This is a genomic window from Actinotignum schaalii FB123-CNA-2, assembly GCF_000411135.1.
Lineage (GTDB): Bacteria > Actinomycetota > Actinomycetes > Actinomycetales > Actinomycetaceae > Actinotignum > Actinotignum schaalii_A.
In genome coordinates this window covers 358,829-381,649 of the sequence record NZ_KE150263.1, presented here as the reverse complement: position 1 = coordinate 381,649, position 22,821 = coordinate 358,829, and the positions used below count along the sequence as shown (strand labels likewise).

General features: G+C 63.5%; 9 protein-coding genes and 1 pseudogene. 6 read left to right on the top strand and 4 right to left on the bottom strand.

Translation table 11 applies throughout. The features are described 5' to 3' along the window. The first annotated feature begins 488 nt into the window (after positions 1-488). Positions 489-1,820, top strand: a complete 1,332-nt coding sequence (locus tag HMPREF9237_RS06860; RefSeq protein ID WP_155875961.1) for a hemolysin family protein — start codon at positions 489-491, stop codon at positions 1,818-1,820. An 82-nt stretch (positions 1,821-1,902) separates the two neighbouring features. Here the strand turns inward: HMPREF9237_RS06860 and HMPREF9237_RS06855 are convergent, their stop codons facing one another. Next, positions 1,903-4,170 (bottom strand): 6-phosphofructokinase, encoded by a 2,268-nt coding sequence (locus tag HMPREF9237_RS06855; protein WP_016443015.1) that lies wholly within the window; start codon positions 4,168-4,170, stop codon positions 1,903-1,905. Between the two features lie 156 nt (positions 4,171-4,326). Between HMPREF9237_RS06855 and pgi the strand changes: the two genes are divergently transcribed. Next, complete coding sequence (gene pgi, locus HMPREF9237_RS06850) at positions 4,327-5,982, top strand: glucose-6-phosphate isomerase (RefSeq protein WP_016443014.1); 1,656 nt, start codon at positions 4,327-4,329, stop codon at positions 5,980-5,982. 331 nt (positions 5,983-6,313) lie between these two features. On the opposite strand, the gene HMPREF9237_RS06845 is transcribed toward pgi, so the two are convergent. From HMPREF9237_RS06845 to HMPREF9237_RS06835, 3 genes and pseudogenes are all read right to left on the bottom strand, one after another. After that, positions 6,314-7,138 carry an amino acid ABC transporter ATP-binding protein gene (locus HMPREF9237_RS06845; RefSeq protein WP_016443013.1) on the bottom strand — a complete coding sequence of 275 codons (825 nt, stop codon included), beginning with the start codon at positions 7,136-7,138 and terminating at the stop codon, positions 6,314-6,316. Then, positions 7,044-8,013 (bottom strand): annotated as a pseudogene (locus HMPREF9237_RS06840) (amino acid ABC transporter permease). Before HMPREF9237_RS06840 ends, HMPREF9237_RS06845 begins: the two are co-directional and overlap by 95 nt. After that, the gene (locus HMPREF9237_RS06835) at positions 8,013-8,924 is read right to left on the bottom strand and encodes an ABC transporter substrate-binding protein (RefSeq protein ID WP_016443011.1); all 912 of its coding nucleotides are present in this window, start codon (positions 8,922-8,924) and stop codon (positions 8,013-8,015) included. The pseudogene HMPREF9237_RS06840 and the gene HMPREF9237_RS06835 overlap by 1 nt, the downstream one beginning before the upstream one ends. Before the next feature lie 285 nt (positions 8,925-9,209). Between HMPREF9237_RS06835 and HMPREF9237_RS08990 the strand changes: the two genes are divergently transcribed. From HMPREF9237_RS08990 to HMPREF9237_RS06815, 4 genes are all read left to right on the top strand, one after another. After that, positions 9,210-10,157 carry a biotin--[acetyl-CoA-carboxylase] ligase gene (locus HMPREF9237_RS08990; protein WP_016443010.1) on the top strand — a complete coding sequence of 316 codons (948 nt, stop codon included), beginning with the start codon at positions 9,210-9,212 and terminating at the stop codon, positions 10,155-10,157. Between the two features lie 2 nt (positions 10,158-10,159). Then, positions 10,160-11,914 carry a biotin carboxylase N-terminal domain-containing protein gene (locus HMPREF9237_RS06825; protein ID WP_016443009.1) on the top strand — a complete coding sequence of 585 codons (1,755 nt, stop codon included), beginning with the start codon at positions 10,160-10,162 and terminating at the stop codon, positions 11,912-11,914. Between the two features lie 77 nt (positions 11,915-11,991). Beyond that, a complete protein-coding gene (locus HMPREF9237_RS06820) occupies positions 11,992-13,596 on the top strand; it encodes an acyl-CoA carboxylase subunit beta (protein ID WP_016443008.1) in 1,605 nt (534 codons plus the stop codon). Positions 13,597-13,755: 159 nt separating this feature from the next. Beyond that, the gene (locus HMPREF9237_RS06815) at positions 13,756-22,806 is read left to right on the top strand and encodes a type I polyketide synthase (RefSeq protein ID WP_016443007.1); all 9,051 of its coding nucleotides are present in this window, start codon (positions 13,756-13,758) and stop codon (positions 22,804-22,806) included. The last annotated feature ends 15 nt before the right edge of the window (positions 22,807-22,821 follow it).

Genomic DNA, 22,821 nt, shown 5'->3' with positions numbered 1-22,821 from the left:
TGACTGCGTGTCCTTGGCTTTGATCCGGTCCGGAACTGCATGAACCGTGCCCGAAAACAAAGTGTGCGCGAGAGTACCGTTTCAGGGCGATTTTGTGTCTTTTATGCACATCCTGTGGGAGGCGATGTCCCGGACTCACACTGTGCCTAACCGGACCGCCTCGCCTGACCCGCAGATCTGGACGACTGCGCTGGATCGTCGTGCTGAAAAGCCGATCAAGGTCTCGCGCCGCCCGCCGACTTACCCCTTCTCCGCCGCCGCGCCGGCGAGGAGGGTATGTTTTTCCTGGATGTACTGCGCATGTACGACAAGAGAAGTACAGCTCTGAAAACAGATGCCCTCTCCCCAGCTGCTGGGTGTGACTATTGAAGTATGTGAGATTCATGAGGCTCTCGCGGGAAGGGCGCCACGTCTCCCGCGTGTTCGCTTGCCGCTTGTTTCTGAGACGCGGTGGGGCTAGTGGGCGCGGGCTCGTCCATACTGGTGGAGTGAGTCCCTTAGCTATGAACATCATCTGGGTTATTGTTTTCACGCTGATCGGCGCGTTTTTTGCCGCTTCGGAAATCGCGCTGGTGTCCCTGCGGCAAACACAAATCGATGAAATGGCGGAAAATTCCGCCTCCGGGAAAACTATCCAGGGCCTGACCGCGGACTCCAACCAGTTTCTTTCCGCCGTTCAAGTGGGCGTAACCCTGGCCGGATTCTTCTCCGCCTCCTTCGGTGCGGCCTCCATCGCCCCGGAGATCGCCCCCACGTTCAGAGCTTGGGGGATGTCGGAAAACGGGGCCACCACCCTGGCTTTTGTACTCACCACGCTCGTGATTTCCTATATTTCCATTGTGTTTGGGGAGTTGGTGCCCAAGCGCATTGCCCTGCAATCGGCGGAAACGATCTCCACGGTGGCCGCCCGGCCCCTCGCTTTTATTACCGCGGTGCTGCGCCCGGTCATCTGGTTCCTGGGCGCGAGCGTCAACGGGGTGCTGCGGCTGCTGCGCCGCGACCCGAAAGAGCAGCGCGAAGAAATGGGCGTGGCGGAGCTGCGCGCCTTCGTGGCCAGCCAAGAAACAATCGGGACCGAGGAACGCGATATGGTCGTCTCGATGCTCTCCGTTTCGGACCGCACCGTGCAGGAGGTCATGACGCCGCGCACCGAAGTGGAATTCCTGGACGCGGAACTTTCCCTCGATGACGCGCGCCCCCTCGTTACGGCCCTGGAGCACTCGCGTTATCCGGTGCGCAGGGGTGGGAACGACGACGATGTGATCGGCTTCCTCCACATCCGCGATATGCTCGCTCCCGCTCCCACGGCTCAAAGGGTGAGCGATTTGGTGCGCCCGGTGACCTTCTTCCCGACGGGTAAGGATGTGCTGGAAGCACTCTCGGATCTGCGGAAAGCCCATGCTCACCTTGCCATCGTGGTGGATGAATACGGGGGTACGGATGGCATCGTTACCATTGAGGACGTGATGGAAGAATTCGTGGGCGAAATCCGCGACGAATACGACCGCGAGGTTCCCAAGGTGCAGGTGCACGGGGGAGTGCGGGATATGGACGGGCTCTCCACCCGCCCAGAGGTGCTTAAGATGCTTGGCGTGGAGCTACCCGAGGGGCCTTTCGATACCCTGGCCGGTTACATCATCGCCCAGCTGGGGCGCATGCCGCAGGTGGGGGATTCCACCCGCCTGGGGGCGGTGGAGCTCACCGTGCAATCCCTGGACGGGCGGCGCATTGACCGGGTGCGGGTGGACCAGGTGACCGAATCGGAGGATATCGCTATGGCCCGGATGGAAGGCCATAGCGAAGCCGGCCGCCAGCACTAGCGGATCCCGCAGGAGCGGAATCGTACGGGAAGCGTGAATCGCACGGTGGCGGCCGGTAGCTGAGGAGGTGGATACTCTCTTTCTACCGGTTATCGTCGTAAATCGCCAGGTGCTCCAGCGGGGTAGTATCCTCGCGGGCCGCTACCGTGTAGAGCACGGGAAGCGCGGAAATCCACCACGGATCCAAAGGCACCCGGTCCTTCATATCCATCTCTTCGTCGATGCGCATAATCGGATGCGATTCCAACTTGCCATTATGCTGACCGATATAGCGCGCGCCCACCCGTTCCTTCTTCTCCAGCTGCGCGGTGACCTCGTCAATGGCGAGGGCCGCGAGCGATACCGCGAGAGTGCGGTCATAGGAGGTTGGGATGCCGCCCTGCTGCTGGTGGCCAATAATCGTGGAACGAACCGAGAAAGCCCCGTGGCCCTCCTGCTGGAAGACCCGCCGCAGCAGATCCGCGGTGTAATACTTAGAGGCATCCTCATTGCGAATGGCCAAGTAGAGGGAACGCGAGCCATCGAAGGCCCTATTCATCCGCTCGGCTTCCTTCGTGAGGAGGGCCAGATCCACCCCGGTTTCGTGCAGGTAGACCTGTTCGGCCCCGGTGGATAGCGCGCTCATAAGCGCGAGGTAGCCGCATTTCCGGCCCATCGTTTCCACTACGAAGCAACGCCGGGATGCGGATGCGGAGCGGCGAATCTTATCGATGGTCTCCACATTGGTATTGAGTGCGGTATCCACCCCGATGGAAAGATCATGGCCGGGCAGGTTGTTATCAATGGAGGCTGGCACGCAGATGAGGGGGAGACGGAAAGCGGTATAGCGATCCGCCTCCTTCGCCATATTCCACGCGGTTTCATAGCCGGCCAGGCCGCCGATCATAATAATGGCGTCCAGCCCGTTGGCTTCGATGGAGCGGGCCAGCCCGAAGTAATCCTCAATTCCGAGGACCGAACGGGCGGTGCCCAGTTCCGCACCGCCCAGCGATACCCAGCCATCCACATCGCCCCAGGCGAGCGGGCGAATATCCCCGCGGATAAGGCCGGGGAAGCCGCCCTCCACACCGAGCATTTCAAAGCCGCGATCCAGGCCGAGCCGCACCGCGCTGCGCGCGGCCGCGTTCATTCCCGGGGCGAGCCCGCCGGCGTGCAGGATAGCTACCCGCGGGCGCCAGCCATCCTTGAAGTAGCGGTCTTCACCTAGCGGGGAGGAAAGTGTTTCAAAAAGGGACTTGATCCGGGAGAAGCTGGTGCCGCGTGAGCGCACCGCAGCCTCGTAATCACCCTCTTCGAGGTAGTCGATAACCTTCTTGGTATTGGCAACCGTTTCCACCAGCGGCAGGCGCTGGAGGCGATTATTACGAATTCCGATAATGCAGGATTCTTCACCCGGTTCGGCCCGGATAACCTCCAGGGCTGCGGTGTAACCGAGCAGGGTGGACATCCAACGGTCGTAGGCGGACGGAGTGCCGCCGCGCTGCACGTGGCCGAGCGCGGTAATCCGCGGGGATTCCCCGGTGCGTTCTTTAATAGCTGCCTGGATGCGCTGCGCGGTGATCTTTTCACCATGCCGATCCATGCAGCCTTCGGCAACAACGATAATCGAATCACGCCGCCCGGCCGCCCGCCCGGCACGGATTTTCTCACACATGGCGTCTTCCCAGCCATCTTCAGGGGGAAGCTCGGGAATGATGACGTCATCCGCACCGCCGGCCATCGCGCCCATAAGAGCCAGGTAACCGCAGCGTCGCCCCATCACTTCCACCACGAAGACACGTTGGTGGGACGCGGCTGTGGAAGTGAGAGCATCAATGGCATCAATAATGCGGCACAGGGCCGAATTAGTTCCCACCGTCATATCGGTGCCGACCATATCGTTATCGATAGAGCCGACCACCCCGGCAATATGCAGTTCGGGGTGGCGCGCGGCCACATCGGCCTCAATTTCCCCGGATTCGACCAGTTCGTCGAGGAGTCCGGTCCAGCGCTCACGCAGGGTATCAGCACCGGTAAGGGAGCCATCCCCGCCAATAACCACGAGGCGGTCAATTCCGGCGCGCACCAGATTCGCGGCAACTGTGCGCATGCCCTCCCGTTCGCGGAATTCGGTAGAGCGGGCTGAGCCGATCACCGTGCCGCCCTTATCCAGAATGGAGGACACATCACTCCAGACCATTGGCTCAATAAGATTATCGATAGCTCCGCGCCATCCTTCGCGAATTGCGAAGGGGCGGGCACCCACGTGTAAAGCGGTGCGTACCACGGCGCGTACCACCGGGTTCATGCCCGGGGCGTCCCCACCCGAGGTAAGAATGGCAAGGGATACGGGATCTGCGTGATCTGACATGGTTCCTCCTCCGAGGAACATTGTGTCAAAGATGGTGGGCTCATGTGTGGTGCTAGAGTCCGGTGGCGCGCCCGCGCGGTGTGGTAGCGGCGCGCCGCGCGGGCGCGAAGTTGATTACACTACGAGATAAAGACTACTTCGAGGATGAGGATAACCATGTCGCACCCCATTGACCCCACAACCACGCGCGCCTGGGCGCGGCTGCATGACCTTCACGACGGCTTCACCGCTGATTTCCGTGCTCGCTTTGCCGCGGATCCCCAGCGTGCCGAGCGGCTGAGTTTCACCGCCGGTGATCTTTTTGTGGATCTGTCCAAATCCTATTTGGATGATGATGTTCGCGATGCCCTGCTGGAACTCGCCGAAGAAACCGGGGTTGCCGCGCGCCGCGATGCGATGCTGCGCGGAGAGCGGATTAATGTGACCGAAAACCGGGCGGTACTTCATACCGCGCTGCGGCGCACCGCGGATGACACAGTCGAAGTAGACGGGCATAACGTTGTCACTGATGTACGTGAGGTCCTCGAGCGGATGTACGCTTTCGCCACCAAGGTACGCGAAGGCAGCTGGCGCGGGGTAACCGGCAAAGCCATCACGACCGTAGTCAATATCGGAATTGGCGGTTCGGATCTGGGCCCGGTGATGGCTTACGAAGCACTGCTCCCGTACGTCAAGGACGGGCTGGAGTGCCGCTTCATTTCCAATATTGACCCCACCGACGTGGGGGAGACCCTGCGGGGGGTGGACCCGGAAACCGTGCTCTTCATCGTGGCGTCCAAGACGTTCACCACTCTGGAAACTCTCACCAATGCCCGCCAGGCCCGCTCGTGGTTCCTCGCCCAGCTCGCCGCGCGCGGCATCCAAGATGCCGGTGCGGTGGCCAAGCACTTCGTGGCCGTGTCCACCAACCTGGAAAAGGTGGCGGAATTCGGAATTGAGCCCGCCAATGCCTTCGGCTTCTGGGATTGGGTAGGGGGGCGCTATTCGGTTGATAGCGCCGTCGGCCTTTCTCTCGCGATTGCCATCGGGCCGGAACATTTCGAAGAATTCCTCTCCGGATTCCGCACGATTGACGAGCATTTTGCCACCGCGCCGACCGCGGAAAACGTGCCCCTCCTCATGGGGCTCCTCAATATTTGGTACGTCAATTTCTTCGGGGCGGCCACCCACGCGGTGCTGCCCTACGCCCAATATCTCCACCGTTTCCCGGCTTATCTCCAGCAGCTCACCATGGAATCCAATGGGAAGCGGGTGCGTTGGGACGGCAGCCCGGTGACCACCCAGACCGGGGAAGTGTTCTGGGGTGAACCGGGTACCAACGGCCAGCATGCTTTCTACCAGCTCATCCACCAGGGCACCCAGCTTATCCCGGCTGATTTCATTGCCTTCGCGAATCCTGTTTTCGCGCTCGTGGACGGAGACGCCGATCAGCATGAACTTTTCCTCGGTAATTTCTTCGCGCAAACGAAGGCCCTGGCATTCGGGAAGACCTTGGATGAGGTGCGCGCGGAAGGCACCCCGGAGGAAATTGTGACCGCGCGGGAATTCCCCGGGAATAAGCCGACCGCCTCGATTATGGCCCCGGCCCTCACTCCCGCGGTGCTCGGCCAGCTGATTGCGCTCTACGAGCACATTACTTTCACGCAAGGTGCGGTCTGGGGTATCGATTCCTTTGACCAGTGGGGCGTGGAGCTGGGCAAGCAGATGGCCAAGGAACTCACCCCGGCGATTAGCGGAGATGCGGCGGCCCTGGAGGCTCAGGATTCCTCCACCCGCAAGCTCATTGAGTACTACCGCGCTCACCGGAAGTAGTGCTGCGCGGCAATAGTGCCGCACGGCACTAGCACCCGGTAGACGCACACGGTGCCGGTCACCCCCCCCAATAACGGGAGTGGCCGGCACCGTTTATCTAGCTGCCGTAGCAAGGTAATAGAAAAAATAGTTGCTATTGACAGCGTGTTGTTAGTTCGGACCCGGCATGTGTTTTCCGAGGTGTACTGCACATGTCGTACATACGAAGTACAGCTCTGACAACACCTAGTCCTCCCGCAGGTGCTGTTGTGCCCCGGGGTACTGGTGTGACTCCTGAGGTTCCGCTCAAGGAAGGACCGATAGACCGAAAGACGGGGCTGCGGACGGTTGTCTAGAGCACCTTGGTGAAGAAATCATGGGTGCGCTCCGAGCGCGGGTTGTCAATAACCTGAGCCGGGGTACCCTCGTCAATAATCATGCCCTCGTCGAGGAAGACCACCTTATCGGCAACCTCTCGGGCGAAACCGATTTCGTGAGTGACCACCACCATGGTCATACCCCCGCGGGCCAAATCCTGCATCACAGAGAGTACCTCGCCCACGAGCTCCGGATCGAGCGCCGAGGTAGGCTCATCAAAAAGCATGAGCTCGGGGTGCATGGCCAAGGCACGCGCAATAGCCACCCGCTGTTGCTGCCCGCCGGAAAGTTGGGCCGGGAAATGATTAGCGTGATCGCGCAGCCCCACCCGCTCCAGCAGCTCCAGGGCTTCGGCCCGCGCCTCTTTTTCGGGGCGGTGGGCCACCTGCACGGGCGCCTCCATAATATTTTCCATCGCGCTCATATGCGGGAAAAGGTTGAAACGCTGGAAAACCATCCCCACCTTGGCGCGCTGGGCGGCAACTTCCGCCTCGGTGCGCTGGCGCAGCCAGGTCCCTTGCGAAGTAAGGGCACCGGAGCGGCGGGCCAGCATCCCGCGCCACCCGGTGGGGGCGGGCTGCTCGGTCATCCCCAGCAGCTCCCCGTCCAGGTAGATCCGCCCGGCGGTAATAGTTTCTAGCTCATTCAGGCAGCGCAGCAGCGTGGATTTACCCGAACCGGAAGGGCCGAGCAGCACCACCACCTCACCGCGCTCTACCGTGAGATTGACACCTTTGAGAACGGTGTGGTCGCCGAAAGATTTGTAGACGTTGCACACGTCCACCATGGCGTGAGTCATTGTGCTCCTTAGGGGTGACGTCGAGGAAAGCCGTCGTCGCCGTGCGTCCGTCAAAACCGCGCGCGAAATGGCGTTCAATACGGTGCTGCACCATCATGAGCAGCGAAGTAATAACCAGGTACCAGATCGCCGCGACCACGAGGAAGGGGAAGGGTAAGGTACGTTTTCGAACCCAAATCCTGGGCCGCGAAAGTGAGGTCCAGAGTGAAGGGGACGGCGAGCACCAGCGACGTGGTTTTGAGCATCGAGATTGTTTCGTTCCCGGTGGGCGGAATAATAATACGCATGGCCTGCGGCAAAATAATACGCCGCATGATCGTGCCCGAACGCATCCCCAGCGCCACGGCGGCTTCCCGCTGGCCCGGATCAATCGCACCCAAACCGGAACGGATAATTTCCGCCAGGTAGGCACCTTCGTTGAGTCCCAGTCCGATAATCGCCGCGATAAACGGGGTGATGACCCGGTCTGTTTGGAAGGTAAAGAACTCCGGCCCGAAAGGAATCCCCAGTGATAGCTTCTGATAAAGCGAGGGGAGCAGGCCCCAGAACATAAGCTGGGTGTAAATCGGGGTGCCGCGGAAGAACCAAATATAAAAACGGGCCGCCGCGCGCAATACCGCGTTAGTCGATTCGCGCAGCACCGCCATGGTCAGTGCCAAAATAATGCCAATAACCATGGCCAGCACGGTCAGTACCAGGGTGTAGACGATACCGCGCAGGATCCGCCAATCGAAAAGATAACGCCCCACCACATCCCAGTGGAAAGCATCATTGGTGATGAGCGCGTTAAGCGCCATCGCCCCGAGTACCGCCATGACGATGAGCCACACAATATTGCTCAGCTTCACGCGGGCTTGCGGATGAATTGTCTCCATTACTGCACCTGGGGGTTAATCTCGGCGGTGCTCAGCACACCTTCGGTAATGCCGTAATGTGCGAAGATCTCCTTGAGTTCTCCCGAATCCATGAGGGATTGCAGCGCGGCCTGCACCGCTTTGGCGAGCTCCGGGTTGTCCTTGGCGACCGCGATAGCCACCGGGGCTGAATCGTAGATATCACCCGTGGTCTTCAGTTGCCCGTTCGACCGGGCAACCGCGTAACCGAGTACCGGGGAATCGGCGAAAATAGCGTCGTACTGGCCGGAGACCACCCGGGTAACGATTTGCGGTACGTCAGGTAGGGACATGATCTTAATTGGCTTGGCGCCCTTGGCTTCGCAGGCAGCGGTGGCCTCCTTGAGGGCATCCTCCTGCGAGGAGCCTGTTTGCACCCCGATGGTGAAACCGCAGGGGTTATCCGGGGTGAAATCGCTGGACTTGGCCGGTACTCCATATTCGGATCCCGCCTCGAAGTACGTGATCATATTGAAGGCTTCTTCACGTTCGGGGGTGACGGTGAAGGTGGACAGGCCCACATCGAATTTGGTGCCGATCTGGGGGAGAAGGGAATCAAATTCCACGTGCGTGGTGGTGCCGTCTTTGAGCCCCATCTTTTTCGCGATGGCGCGCGTGAGATCAATATCGTAACCGGTGGGGGTCTGCCCGTCCGCCTTGCGGTATTCCGCGGGAGCGTAATCGGTGGACGCGCCGTTGCGTAATTGCCCGCGCGCGGTAATATCCGCGGGAACTAGGGCAGCGACGGCGGAATCTGCCGCGATGCCATCAACAGCGAAACCGGACTCACCCGGATCGGCCGCGGCGGTGGAATCCGTTAAAGCAGCCTCATCATTGGAGCAGGCGCCCAGCGTGAGGAGGCCGGCAGCGAGCAACGCGAATGTTTTCTTCATTTTCTTCCCCTACGGTGAATGTTTTTTCAGTGTTCGGGTGGAAATTACTCGGAACAATCCCAAGTATAGCCAGTAAGTATGCGCCTAGATGTATAAACATGTGAATATGCGGGTGGATAACCGCGAGTTTGGCGCATTTGCGGGCTTTGCGCGCCTCGGGTGTGAGAGGTCTAACGGTGGCGCGCGCCAGCGAAGCGCGTATGTTACGAATCCGTAAGTTACGATTACGTAAGGTTACGCATTAGTAAGTTAGCGGTGGGGTGGCCCGCCGGAAAGAAGGCTGAGGTGAGTCACGTGCATTCAGGAGACGTGCTCTTCCCGCGTACCGCGAGCGCGCTGGGAGAGGTAGGGATCCCAGGTGCCGAGCTCCTGCATACAGATCTGACCACATCCACCCAGGATGATCTGGCTGAACTCTGGCTCAGTTCCGGGGGCGCTCCCGCACCCGGGCTGGTGTGCGGTCTCATTGCTGATGAGCAAAGCGATGGGCGCGGGCGGATGGGCCGCTCCTGGTTCGCCACGAAAGATGGTTCCCTGCTCTTCTCGGTACTGATCGCGGTACCGGAAACGGTACGCGCGGAGCTGAGCTGGGTGACTTTCGCCGGGGCCCTGGCCGCGCGCGCCGCCCTCGAAAAGCTCGGCGCCCACGTGGCGATTTCCTGGCCGAATGATATTGTCACCCGCCCGCGGGCCGCGAAACTGGCCGGCGTGCTGGGTGAAGTCGTGAGTACGGACGCAGCCGGGAACATCGGAGTTGTCCTCGGGGTGGGAATCAACCTGGGGTTGCGCACCGAAGAACTCCCCACTCCCACCTCCGCGTCTCTTGCTACCGCCGGCTTCCCGGTTCCCAGCCGGGACGAGGTAGCTGCCGTCTACTTGCGCGAACTCGGGGCGCGGCTGGCCGCCCTCGGTGCCGCCTGCGCAAGCGGGAGGTGCCCGGCGGCAGCTAGCGGCGCCGTCGTACCCGAAACGGAGGCGAGTGATGCCGGGGTGACCGGCACCGGGACTACCGCGGCGGAACGTTCCGGACTCTTAGCCGAACTCAATGCCACCTGCGACACCTTGCGCGGAGGAATCACTGTTAACCGCCCCCGCGATACTCCGGTGCGCGGGCGCGGGGTGCAGATTTTAGCCGACGGCGCCCTCGTGGTCGCCACCACTGCCGGTGACGTGCGTATTTCCACCGGAGAAGTCTCGCTCCTGGGTCGGGTAACGCCCTCGGAAGGAAAATAGTGATGAAAAAAATTCTTGTTGCCAATCGCTCCGAAATTGCCGAGCGCGTTATTCGTACCGCCCACGATATGGGGATGAAAGCGGTGTCGGTTTATGCCGATGCGGATCGCGAAGCGCAGTTCGTGGAGGATGCCGATAGTGCCTACGCGCTGGAGGGCACCGCGTATGCCGATACCTATATGAATATCGAGAAAATCATCGCGATTGCGAAGCGTTCCCACGCGGACGCCGTGCATCCCGGCTACGGTTTCCTCTCCGAAGTTCCGGAATTCGCCACCGCTGTTATCGAGGCGGGGCTCACGTGGATCGGCCCGGCCCCCGCGGTACTCCATCGCCTCGGCGATAAAATCCAGGCGCGCCGGCTGGCCGAATCGGTGGGCGTGGCTCCGGTGCCCGGTGTTTCCGATCCGGTGCAGGGGCGCGCCGGGGTGGATGAGTTCGTGGCCCGCTTCGGTTTCCCGATTGTCACCAAGAAGGCCGACGGCGGGGGTGGGCGCGGTATCACCATCCACAATGAAGCCGCTGATCTGGACCGCTTCTTCGCGGCCCACGGGGCGGATCTGGATTCCTATTTCGTTGAGCGTTTTATTCGCACCGCCCGCCATATTGAAACGCAGTCAGCCCGCGATTCCCACGGCAATTTCGCGGTGATTTCCACCCGCGATTGTTCGGCCCAGCGCCGCAACCAGAAACTCATTGAAGAAGCACCCGCTCCGCTGCTGCCCGGAAACGCGGAAGCGATCGTGACCGAGTGGTCGCGCCGGCTTTTCGAAGCGGTGGATTACGTTGGTTTGGGTACGTGTGAATTCCTGGTGGAACCCGATGGGCGGGTTAATTTCCTGGAAGTGAATCCGCGTCTCCAGGTCGAGCACACCGTTTCCGAAGAGGTGACGGGAATGGACCTGGTACGCGAACAGATTCTTATTGCATCCGGAGCGGAACTCTCTCAGGTTCCCGCCCCGCGCGCCCACTCTTTTGAATTCCGTATTACCTGCGAGGATCCGGCCACCGGGATGGTGCCCTCCACCGGAACCATTGAAAAAATCCGCTGGCCGCTGGGCCACGGGGTGCGTATCGAATCGGGAATTGAAGAAGGCGATATTGTGACCGCCGATTTCGATCCCATGCTCGCCAAGCTTGTGGTGACCGCCCCGGATCGCGAGCAGGCCATTGCCCGTTCGCGCCGCGCGCTCGCGGAATTGCAGATCACCGGGGTGGCCACCCCCTGCGCCATGTACCGCGATGTGCTGGCCATGGAGGATTTCGCCGGGCATATTCCTTCCACCCGCTGGCTGGAAGATACCGTGCTCCCTGCTTACGAAAATACGCAGGCCGTGGCTACCCCGGCGCCTGTTAAAGATGAAGAACCGCGCCATACTTTCGTTATTGAAGTAGATGGGCGGCGTATGCGTATGACCCTCCCGGCCGCGCTGATTGCCACCGGATCGCACGTGGCTCGCCGCACCCTGCAGCCGCGCCGTTCCCAGGCAGCTTCCCGCACCGCGATGCCGGCCCAGGATCTTACCGATCCGAGCGGGATGGTGAATTCTCCCATCCAGGCGATTGTGGTGCGCGTGGTGGTGGAGCCGGGGGATAAGGTCCACGAAGGCGATCTGCTGGTCGTGCTCGAATCCATGAAGATGGAAAGTTATGTTTATTCGCCGCGCGATGGCGAAGTGACGGATGTGGAAGTGCGGGCCGGGGCCACCGTGGCAGCTTTCCAGCCCCTCGTGCGGGTGGTAGGTAGCGATGCCTAAAAACCTGCTCGGCACCTACCTACTCGCGGTAGTGCGCCACCACTCGAGTCCGTGCCCGAAAGTAGCGAAGGAGAATCATGTCGCTGACTGAATTACGTTCCGCCCACGAATGGCAAACCCTGGATCACAGCGCCCAGCAGGTGGACCGGGTGCGTTTCGCGGAGTATCAACATGACCTGGCCCGGCAGGCCGAGGAACACGCCGCGAAGCGCCAGCACGCCCACGGTAAAAAGACCGCCCGGGAGCGCATCGCGCTGCTCTGCGATGAGGGCAGTTTCACCGAAATCGGGCAGTTTGCCGGCGGGAACCTGGGGCGCGGTTTCCAGGGCGCCGCGGTGGTGACCGGAATTGGCCAGGTGGATGGCCAGCTCGTAGCGGTCTACGCCCAGGACTTCTCCGTATCCGGGGGCACCTTGGGCGAAGCCGAGGGCGATAAAATCGTGGCCCTCATGGACAAAGCCCTCGAGCTGCGCATTCCCATGGTGTCTCTGCTCGACTCGGGTGGCGCCCGCATCCAGGACGGCGTCGTCGCCCTGTCCCAATACGGCCGTATCTTCAAGAAAACGATCGCGGCATCGGGCATTATCCCGCAACTCTCCGTCATTCTGGGACCCTGCGCGGGTGGTGCGGTGTACGGGCCGGCGCTCACCGATTTCATTATTATGACGCGTGATAACGCGCATATGTTCGTGACCGGACCGGACGTTGTCAAAGCAACCACCGGGGAAGAAGTCTCCTTCGACGATCTGGGCGGAGCCACCCTCCACAATTTCCAATCCGGGGTGGCCCACTACCTGGCCGCGAACGAGGACGATGCCCTCGATTACACCCGTACCCTCCTCACCTACCTGCCCGCGCATTGCGATGCCTCGCTGCCGCGCTGGGATTATGCGGAAACGGCCACGGATACCCAGTGCGCCCGGCACCTCTCCGATCTGGTGCCCGCCTCCACCAAGCAGCCCTACGATATGCTCGACGTCATCGCGAACCTCGTGGACTACGGGGAATTCGTGCAGGTTCAGGAGCATTTCTCCCGCTCCATCGTGGTGGGATTCGCGGCCCTGGCCGGGCAATCGGTCGGGATCGTGGCCAATCAGCCGCTCGTGGATGCCGGCACCCTGGACGTGGACGCCTCCGAAAAAGCCGGGCGTTTCGTGCAATTCTGCGATGCTTTCCACGTGCCCGTTATCACCCTCGTGGACGTGCCCGGCTACCGGCCCGGCACCGAACAGGAACAGGCCGGGATTATTCGCCGCGGTGCGAAACTGATCTGGTCCTACGCGAATGCGACGACGCCCCTCGTCACCGTGGTGTTACGTAAAGCCTACGGGGGCGCCTATATCGTCATGGGGTCGAAGTCTCTGGGTGGGGACCTGAACTTCGCGTGGCCCGGTGCGGAAATTGCGGTGCTCGGCGCCGAGGGCGCGGTCGCTATTACAGGGCGACGGCGCCTGCGGGAAGCCGAACAAAACGGTGAGGATGTGGCCGCGGTGCGCCAGCAGCTCATCGAAGAGTACACCCGCGATAACGTCAATCCTTTTCTCTCCGTGGAACGCGGGGAACTGGACGGCATTATCGCCCCCGAAGATACCCGGCGGGTGCTCATTGAGTCCCTGCGTATCCTCGCCACCAAAGACTGCTCGCATCCGGGCGAGCGCCGGCACGGGAATATTCCCATGTAGCGGCCCGCCCCGGCGCACGAGCGTTCATCCGGAACGTTCCGGCGCCCAGAGACCGGGCTCAAAGACCGGGCCCACAGTCTGGGCCCAAGCCACCTTCGATCTTTCCTTTTTCTCAAGAATTGCCTCGCGGGCCCTCCCGCACTTAGCAGAAAGAACACTATGACCAGCGTGTATGAATCCCTGACGGCCACCCCGCCCGCCAGTCCCTGGATCCTCCAATTCGCCGGCCAGGGAACTCCCTGGCGGAGCGAATTAGATGAGCTGCTCACCTCCGCGCAACTGCGCGCGGACCTGACCGCGGTGGATGCGGCGGCCGAGGAAATCCTCGCCCCGGTACTTCCCGAACTCACCGTGATTTCCGCCGGGCGCCTCGACCTGCTGGGCTTGCGCGGCCCGGCCAGCGCCGGGCGCGCCCCCCACACCTCGGTTCCCGGCATCCTGCTCAGCCAGTACGGGGCCTACCGTGATCTAGCGGTGCGCCCCACCGCCACCATCGGGCACTCCCAGGGCGTGCTGGCCGCCGCCATGGTGGAATCCAGCGAACCGGCCAGTATTTTCGCCCTCGCCCGCCTCATCGGGGCGGCTGCCTCCAAGATCAGCGGGGAACTCGGAATTACCGCGAGCAAGGACGCCAGCCCCATGCTCTCGGTGCGGGGCGTGGGAGCCCCGCTGCTGCGCCGCCTGGCCGCGAAGGTCCCGGATGCAGATGTTGCCATTATTAATTCGCGGGAAGCCTGCGTGGTCTCCGGGCGCCCGGCCGCCCTCACCGCGCTGGTGGCCCTCATCGAACGCGAAGCCGAACGGGAGGCACGCGCCCGCGCCGATAAACTCACCGGCGGGGAAGCCCTCCACCCGGTGTGCGAATTCCTCAACGTGGGAGCCCCCTTCCACTCCCCGCTCCTCGAACCGGCCGTGGCCCTGGTGGATTCCTGGGCGGCTCGCTGCTCCCTCAGCGTGGAACGCAGCGATGAACTGGCCCGCGCCGTGCTAACCGCCAGCCTGGACTGGACCGCGGAATTCGCCGCCGCCCTGAAAGAAGCAGGACAGGGCGGCAGCCCGGCCGGTTTCGTGGTCGACCTGGGCCCGGGCCCGAACCTCAAGACCATCGCCCTGGAAAACCTGGCCGGCACCGGAGTGAGCTACGTGGATGCCTCCACCGCCGCGGCCCGCGATGACCTGGTCACCGGGGTGGCGCGCGTGACCCGCACCCGCGACTGGTCCGAATACGCACCCCAGCTGCGCCAGATCAAGGGCCATACCTACCTGGATACCGCTTTCTCGCGGCTGACCGGGCGCAGCCCGATTATGCTCGGCGGGATGACCCCGACCACCGTGGACGGGGAAATCGTGGCGGCCGCCGCCAACGCCGGCTACTGGACCGAACTCGCCGGGGGCGGGCAGGTCTCCGAAGAAGTCCTGGCTGAGAACCTTTCCACCCTGCGTGAGCACCTGGAACCGGGCCGGGTGGCCCAGTTCAACACCATGTTCCTGGACCGCTACCTCTGGGATCTCCAATTCGGCTCGCGCCGCCTCGTTTCCCGCCAGCGCGCTGCCGGGGCACCCCTGGACGGCGTGGTTATTAGCGCCGGTATTCCCGAAAAGGACGAAGCCCTCGAACTCATCGCGCGCCTGCGCGCCGAAGGTTTCCCCTATATCGCTTTCAAGCCCGGCACCGTGGCCCAGATCCGCCAGCTGGTAGAGATCGCCAAGGCCTGCCCGGGCGCCCCGCTTATCGCGCAGGTGGAAGACGGTCACGCCGGTGGGCACCACTCCTGGGAGAACCTGGAAGACCTGCTCATCGCGACGTACGGTCAGATGCGTGAGGCCGGCCTCATTATTACCGTGGGTGGCGGCTTGGGCATTCCCGAGCGGGCGTCGTCGTTCCTTACCGGAACCTGGGCGCAGGCTTACGGTATGCGGCCCATGCCCGTGGACGGCGTGTTCATCGGGACCGCGGCGATGGCCGCGAAGGAAGCGAAAACGAATCCGGACGTCAAGCAGCTTCTCGTTGATACGCCCGGTGTGAGCCCGGACGATAACGGTGGTTGGGTCGCGGCTGGCTCCACCCGCGGTGGCATTTGCTCCACCCAGTCCTCCCTGCACGCCGATATTTACAACGTGGAAAACGCGGCCGCCCGTGCCGCGCGCCTCCTCGTGGAAGTGGACGGGGACGCCGAAGCGATTGCCGCGCGCCGCGATGAGATCATCACCGCGATCAACGCCACCGCCAAGCCCTACTTCGGGGATATCGCGCACATGACCTACGCCCAGGTGCTGCGCCGCTACGTGGAACTGACCGTTCCCTGGGCCGACGACACCACCCAAACCCGTTTCTGGGAAATGCTTCAGCGTTTCGAAGCGCGCCTGTGCGAAGCGGAAAGCGGGGAGGTCCCCACACTCTTCCCCACCCAGGCTGATGCCGCCGCCGATCCGCAGGCCGCGCTCGAGCGTTTCCTCGCCGCCTACCCGAGCGCGGAAGAACACACCGTGCTCGCCCAGGATGAGGCATGGTTCGTGGCTCTGGCCTCCAAGTACCCCAAGCCGGTGCCCTTCGTACCGGTTATTAACGAGCAGGTGCTGCGTTTCTGGGGTTCGGATTCCCTGTGGCAATCCCATAACCCGCGCTACACCGCGGACCAGGTGCGTATTATTCCCGGACCCACCTCGGTAGCGGCCATCACCAAGGTGGATGAGCCGATTGCCGAGATTCTGGGCCGCTACGAAGAAAATGCCGTGGCCCGGGTGAGTGCGAGCGGAGCGCAGGCCCAGCCGGCCTTCTCCCGCGCGGCACGCGACCGGGAAACCTTCCTGCGGGAAACTCCCTTCATCGTATGGCACGGCCACCTGGCCACCAACCCGGCCCACCTCATTCCGGAAGCGGAAATCCGCGATACTCCGGAGGGCCTGGAAATCTTCGTGCCCCTCGATACCCTCTGGGATGGTACCCAGGCCCACCAGCACGTGGTGCGGCATATGCGCATCCCGCTGCTGCTGCCCGAATCGGTGGCCACCGGCGGGCTGCCCGTGGTGGACGATGCCCGCCTAGAAGGCGCCATGCGCGAGGTGCTCGCCGCGATGTCCGGGGTGGGAACCACAACCCTGGGCGGCACCCCCATCACCGAGCAACCCGAAATGATCGACGGCGTTGCCACCCTGACCTTCGCGGTCTCCCCGGAGATCAACACCCTGCACGCGGGAATTACCGCGCCGGCCGGGCGCACCCCGGCGGCCGTGCCTTCCGCGCTCCTCGGTTCGTGCTGGCCCACTATCTATTCCGCGATGGGCTCGGGCGAAGCCGATGGCTACCCGATTATCGAAGGGCTGCTCTCCGGCGTGCACCTCGACCACCTCGAAAAGGTGAATGTGCCGGTGGAGGACATCCTGGAGGCCGGGCAGCTCACCGCGCGCTCCTGGGTGGCCTCCGTGGCCGAATCTTCCGCCGGCCGGGTGCTGACCATCCGCACGAATGTTGCGCGCGAAGATGGCACCGTGGTGCTGGAATTCCAGGAACGCTTCGCCATGCGCGGGCGCGCCACCACCACGGACCTGCCTTCGGAACCGGCCGCCCGCGGGGGAGTGGATGCCGATATTATCGACACCCCGCGCTCGGTGCTGCGTAAGGTCACCGTGCAGGCCCCCACGGATATGACGGCATTCGCCATTGTTTCCGGTGACTTCAACCCGATTCACGTGTCCCGCAACGCCGCGCTGGTGGCGGGAATGGAGGCTCCGCTGGTGCACGGCATGTGGCTGTGCGCCGCCGCCCAGCACGCGGTTGCCGGTCCGGTGGCCGGGCGTGCCCCCATGCATATCACCGGGTGGACCTACCGCATGTTCGGCATGGTGAACCTCGGTGACGCGGTAGATATCACCGTGGAGCGCGTGGGCCGGGTGCGCGGGGGCGGACTCGCCCTCGACGTGACCGCCCGCTGCGGGGATACCGTGGTTTCCCAGGCATCCTGCACCGTGAGCGCCCCGCGTACCGCCTATGTTTACCCGGGTCAGGGAATCCAGGCCCGCGGCATGACACTCGATGACAGGGCCGCCTCCGCTGCCGTGCGTGAGGTGTGGGAACGCGCCGACCGGCATACCCGCTCCGCGCTCGGGTTCTCCATCCTCGCCGTGGTGCGCGATAACCCGGTGGAGCTGCGGGTGCGCGATGAGATTTTCCGCCACCCGGAAGGCGTCCTCAACCTCACCCAATTCACCCAGGTGGCGCTCGCGACCGTGGCCTTCGCCCAAACCTCGCGCCTGCGTGAACAGGGTTCACTGGTAAGCGGTGCTTACTTCGCCGGGCATTCCCTGGGTGAATACAATGCGCTCTCCGCCTATTCGCAGGTCTTCAGCCTCGAGGACGTGCTGGAAATCGTGTACCGGCGCGGTACCACCATGCATCATCTCGTGGAACGCGATGAGCAGGGCCGCTCGAATTACCGCATGGGTGCCTTGCGTCCCAACCAATTTGGGGTGGGCGACGACGCCGTGCGCGACTACGTCGCGCAGGTGGCTGCCGCTTCCGGGGAATTCCTCGAGATTGTCAATTACAACCTGGCAGGCGCACAGTACGCGGTGGCCGGAACCGTGGCGGGCCTGGAAGCCCTGGAAAAGGACGCCAACGAGCGGGCCCGGCAGGCCGGGGGCAAGCGTCCCTTCATGCTGGTTCCGGGTATTGACGTGCCCTTCCACTCCAGCGTGCTGCGCACCGGCGTGGCCGAATTTGGCGATACCCTGCGCGCCATCGTTCCTGCCGATATCAAGCTCGAAATTCTTGAAGGGCGCTACCTGCCGAATCTGGTGGCCCGCCCCTTCGAGCTGACGGAAGAGTTCTGCGATGCCATCCTCGAGGTGGTTCCCTCCCAGGTGGTGCGCGAGATTCGCGCCGACCTGGCCGCGCGCCTCATGCGCGACCGGGTAGGAACCGCCCGCGAGCTCCTGATCGAGCTGCTGGCCTGGCAATTTGCCTCCCCGGTGCGCTGGATTGAAACCCAGGATTACCTCATTGAGGCCGGGGTGGAAGATATCGTGGAAATCGGCCTGGCCGCTTCGCCAACCCTGGCGAATATGGCCACCCGCACCCTCGCGCTGCCTAAGCACGCCCAGCGCCATGTGAGCGTATACAACGTGCAACGGGACGCCAAGCGGGTTCTGCATGAGGATGTTGCCAGCGCTCCGGTTGCTGAGGACGGATTCGCGGATGGCGCCGTCGCCCCGGCCGCGAACACCGCTGCTGCAACGAGCGAGGATACCGCTGCGGCCTCGGCGCCGGAAGCCACACCCTCGGCCCCCGCAACTCCGGAAACACCGACTCCCGCAGCTGCGGCCGCGCCGGCTCCGGCAGCAACCGCGGCGCCGGCGGGCGATGGCCAGCCGGCTGCGGATCTACCCTTCCGGGCCGGGGATGCCCTGCGCGTCCTGCTGGCCTGGTCCACGAAGATCCGCCTGGATCAGATGGGCGATGCCGACTCGGTCGAAACCCTCACCAACGGGGTCTCCTCCAAGCGCAACCAGATCCTCATGGATATGACCGCCGAATTCGACCTGGCCTCCATGGACGGTGCAGCGGAAGCACCGCTGGCCACCCTGGTCTCCCAGGTGGATCAGGCCGCCCACTCCTATAAGCCTTTCGGCAGCGTGCTGCGCGAAGCTATCGCGGACCGCTTGCGCTCGCTCACGGGTGCGGCCGGCGCGAAACCGGCCCGGGTGGCTCAGCGGGTGCAGGACACCTGGCAGCTCGGCGAAGGCTGGGTGGCCCACGTGACCGCCACCATCCTTCTGGGTACCCGCGAAGGCAAGTCGGTACGCGGCGACGAATTGGCCACCCTCCCGCTGGCCCCCACCTCGGCCGCCCAGCTCGATGAACTCATCGACGCGGCGGTGCGGGCGGTCGGCGCGGCCCACGGGATCAACGTTGCCCTCCCGAGTACCGGGAGCGGGGCGGGCGGCGTCGTCGATTCCGCTGCCCTGGACGCATATGCCGAACGCATGGACGCGATCCTGGCCGGAACCGCGCGCGACCTGCTCGCGCGCCTCGGCCACAACGAGCGCCCCGAGGCACCCGCAACCGTTGATGACCTGGCCCTGCGCGAAGCCATGAGCGCGGAACTGGGTAGCGGTTGGGAAGACTTCGTGACCCCGCGCTTCGACCCGGCCCAGGCAGTGCGCCTGTGCGACCGCTGGGCCACCGCCCGCGAGGACGTGGCCAAGATCGCTTTCGGGCGTGAGGTGAACGCCAATTTCACCGGCGTTGGGGAAGAAGTGGCCCGCCAGGCCGAATGGCAGGCGGCCCGCAATCCCAAGCTCGCCGCGCGTTTGACCAAGATCGCCCGTGCGGCCCGCGATACCACCCCGGGGATTTACGCCGGGAAGGTCGCGGTGGTGACCGGTATGGCAGAAAACTCCATCGCGGGTGCGGTGGTGGCCGGGTTGCTGGCCGGCGGGGCAACCGTCGTCGCCACCTCCTCGCGTATTTCCACCGCGCGCCTGAACTTCGCCAAGAAGCTCTACCGCGAGAACGCCATCAACGGTGCTGAACTGTGGCTCATTCCCGCCAACCTCGCCTCCTTCCGCGACGTTGACGCGATCACCGCGTGGATCGGTGCCGAACAGCGCGAAACGGTGGGTGCCACCTCGAAGCTCATCAAGCCGGCGCTCATTCCGGATCTCCTGGTGCCCTTCGCGGCGCCGCGGGTGAGCGGCTACCTCAGCGATGCCGGCCCCGAAGCGGAAAACCAGGCCCGTGTTCTGCTGTGGAGCGTGGAACGCCTCATCGGCACCCTCGCGAGCCTGGGCACCGATGCCGCCATCGACCATCGCATGCACGTGATTTTGCCGGGCTCCCCGAACCGGGGTTCCTTCGGTGGTGACGGCGCCTATGGCGAGGTCAAGGCCGCGTTGGATGCCGTGGTCAATAAGTGGCGCGTGGAGCCCTGGGGGCAGCGCACCACCATCGCGCACGCGAAGATCGGGTGGGTGCGCGGCACCGGCCTCATGGGCGGGAACGATCCGCTGGTGGAAGCCGTGGAAGCCAAGGGTGTGCATACCTGGTCCACGGCGGAGGCCGGGCGCGAATTGCTCACTCTCTTTACCCCTGAATCTGTGGCGGCCGCCCGTACCGCGCCGGTTATGCACGATATGACCGGTGGCTTGGGTGATATTAACCTGCCCGAACTGGCCGCGAGCATCACGCCGGCCACCCCCGCGCCGGCAGCGGAGGCCGCGCCGAGTGTGCGGGCCCTGCCCAGCCCGGTGAGCATCCACCAGCCGACCATGGACCTGGGTGCTTTCGGGAAGGGCACCGCGAAGCCTGAGGATCTCGTGGTGATCGTGGGCTTGGGCGAAACCGGCCCCTGGGGTAGCTCGCGTACCCGGTGGGAAGCCGAACTCGGGATTCAAAGCGACGGCGATGTGGACCTCACGCCGGCCGGGGTGCTTGAGCTGGCCTGGATGATGGGCCTGCTTACCTGGTTCGATACCCCCAAGCCGGGCTGGTACACCCCCGAAGGGGAACTGGTGCCCGAAGAGGATATCTTCGAGCGCTATCGTGATGAGGTTGTGGCACGTTCCGGAATCCGCGCTTTTGTGGACGACGGGCCGCTGGCTGATATCGGGACCACCGATATCGCCCCGGTCTACCTGGAGAAGGACGTGACCTTCACGGTGGGCAGCGAAGCGGAAGCCCGCGCCCACGCCGAAGCGGATCCGAGCTTCACTAGCTTCTTCGAGGAAGACGGCGAATGGCGGGTGACCCGCAAGGCCGGGGCACTGACCTATATGCCGCGCCGTACCACTCTCACCCGCCGCGTGGGCGGGCAGTTCCCCACCGATTTCGATCCGGCCAAGTGGGGGATTCCGGCATCGCTCGTGGAGGGCGCGGACCGGATGGCTATCTACAATCTCATGACGGCGGTGGATGCCTTCCTCTCGGCCGGGTTTTCCCCGGCGGAGCTGCTCGAATACGTCCATCCGGTGGATGTCTCCTCCACGCAGGGCACCGGCTTTGGCGGAATGACCTCCATGCGCCGCCTGTACGTGGATCGCTTCCTGGGTAAGGATTACCCGCAGGATATCCTCCAGGAAACCCTGCCGAACGTGATCGCCGCGCACACCATGCAGGCCTACGTGGGCGGGTACGGTTCCATGATTCACCCCATCGGCGCTTGCGCGACCGCCGCGGTGTCCGTGGAAGAAGGCGTGGATAAGATCGCCACCGGCAAGGCCCAGTTCGTGGTCTCCGGTGCGATTGATGACGTGCAGGTCGAGTCCCTCATCGGTTTCGGTGATATGAATGCGACGGCGGATTCTGCCGCTATGGCGAAGAAGGGCATTAATCCGCGCTTCTTCTCCCGCGCTGGCGATCTGCGCCGCGGTGGCTTCGTGGAAGCTTGCGGTGGCGGCACGGTGCTGCTGGCTCGCGGAGACGTGGCCGCCCAGATGGGGCTGCCGGTCTACGGGGTGGTGGCCTACATCCGCTCCTTCGCGGACGGTATCCAAACCTCGATTCCCGCACCTGGCCTGGGAGCATTGGCCGCGGGCATGGGCGGAGAGAACTCCGTGCTGGCCACGAACCTGCGTGAGCTCGGCGTGAGTGTGGACGACGTCGCCGTGCTTTCCAAGCACGATACCTCCACCAATGCGAATGATCCGAACGAAGCGGAACTCCATGACCGCCTCTTCACGGCGCTGGGGCGCAGCGAAGGCAACCCGCTCTATGTGGTTTCCCAGAAGACCCTGACCGGGCATTCCAAGGGCGGGGCGGCGCTCTTCCAGATGGCTGGCATCACCCAGATGTTTGCCACCGGGAAGATCCCCGGCAATAAGGCCCTGGACTGCTCCGATCCGGCCTTTGAGGAACGTAGTTACCTAGTGTGGCCGCGTGAAGTCCTCGAGGTGGGAGATATTAAGGCGGCCGTGCTGACCTCGCTCGGCTTCGGGCATGTCTCCGCGCTTATGATGCTCGTGCATCCGGCGGCGTTCGAGGCTGCTATCGCGCGCACCAACGGCGCTAAGGCAGCCCAGCTGTGGCGCGAGAGCGCTGATATGCGCCTGCTGGACGGCGCGCGCCACCTGGTTGCCGGAATGGTCGGTCACGCGCCGCTCTACACCGAAACTTCGGTGGACGAGCGCTTCGCCGGGGATCGCCACGAAGGCGAAGCTGCGTTGCTCCTCGATCCGCGCTACCGCCTGGTGAACGGAAAGTACCAGCTGCGCTAAAGCAGAGCTAAAGCA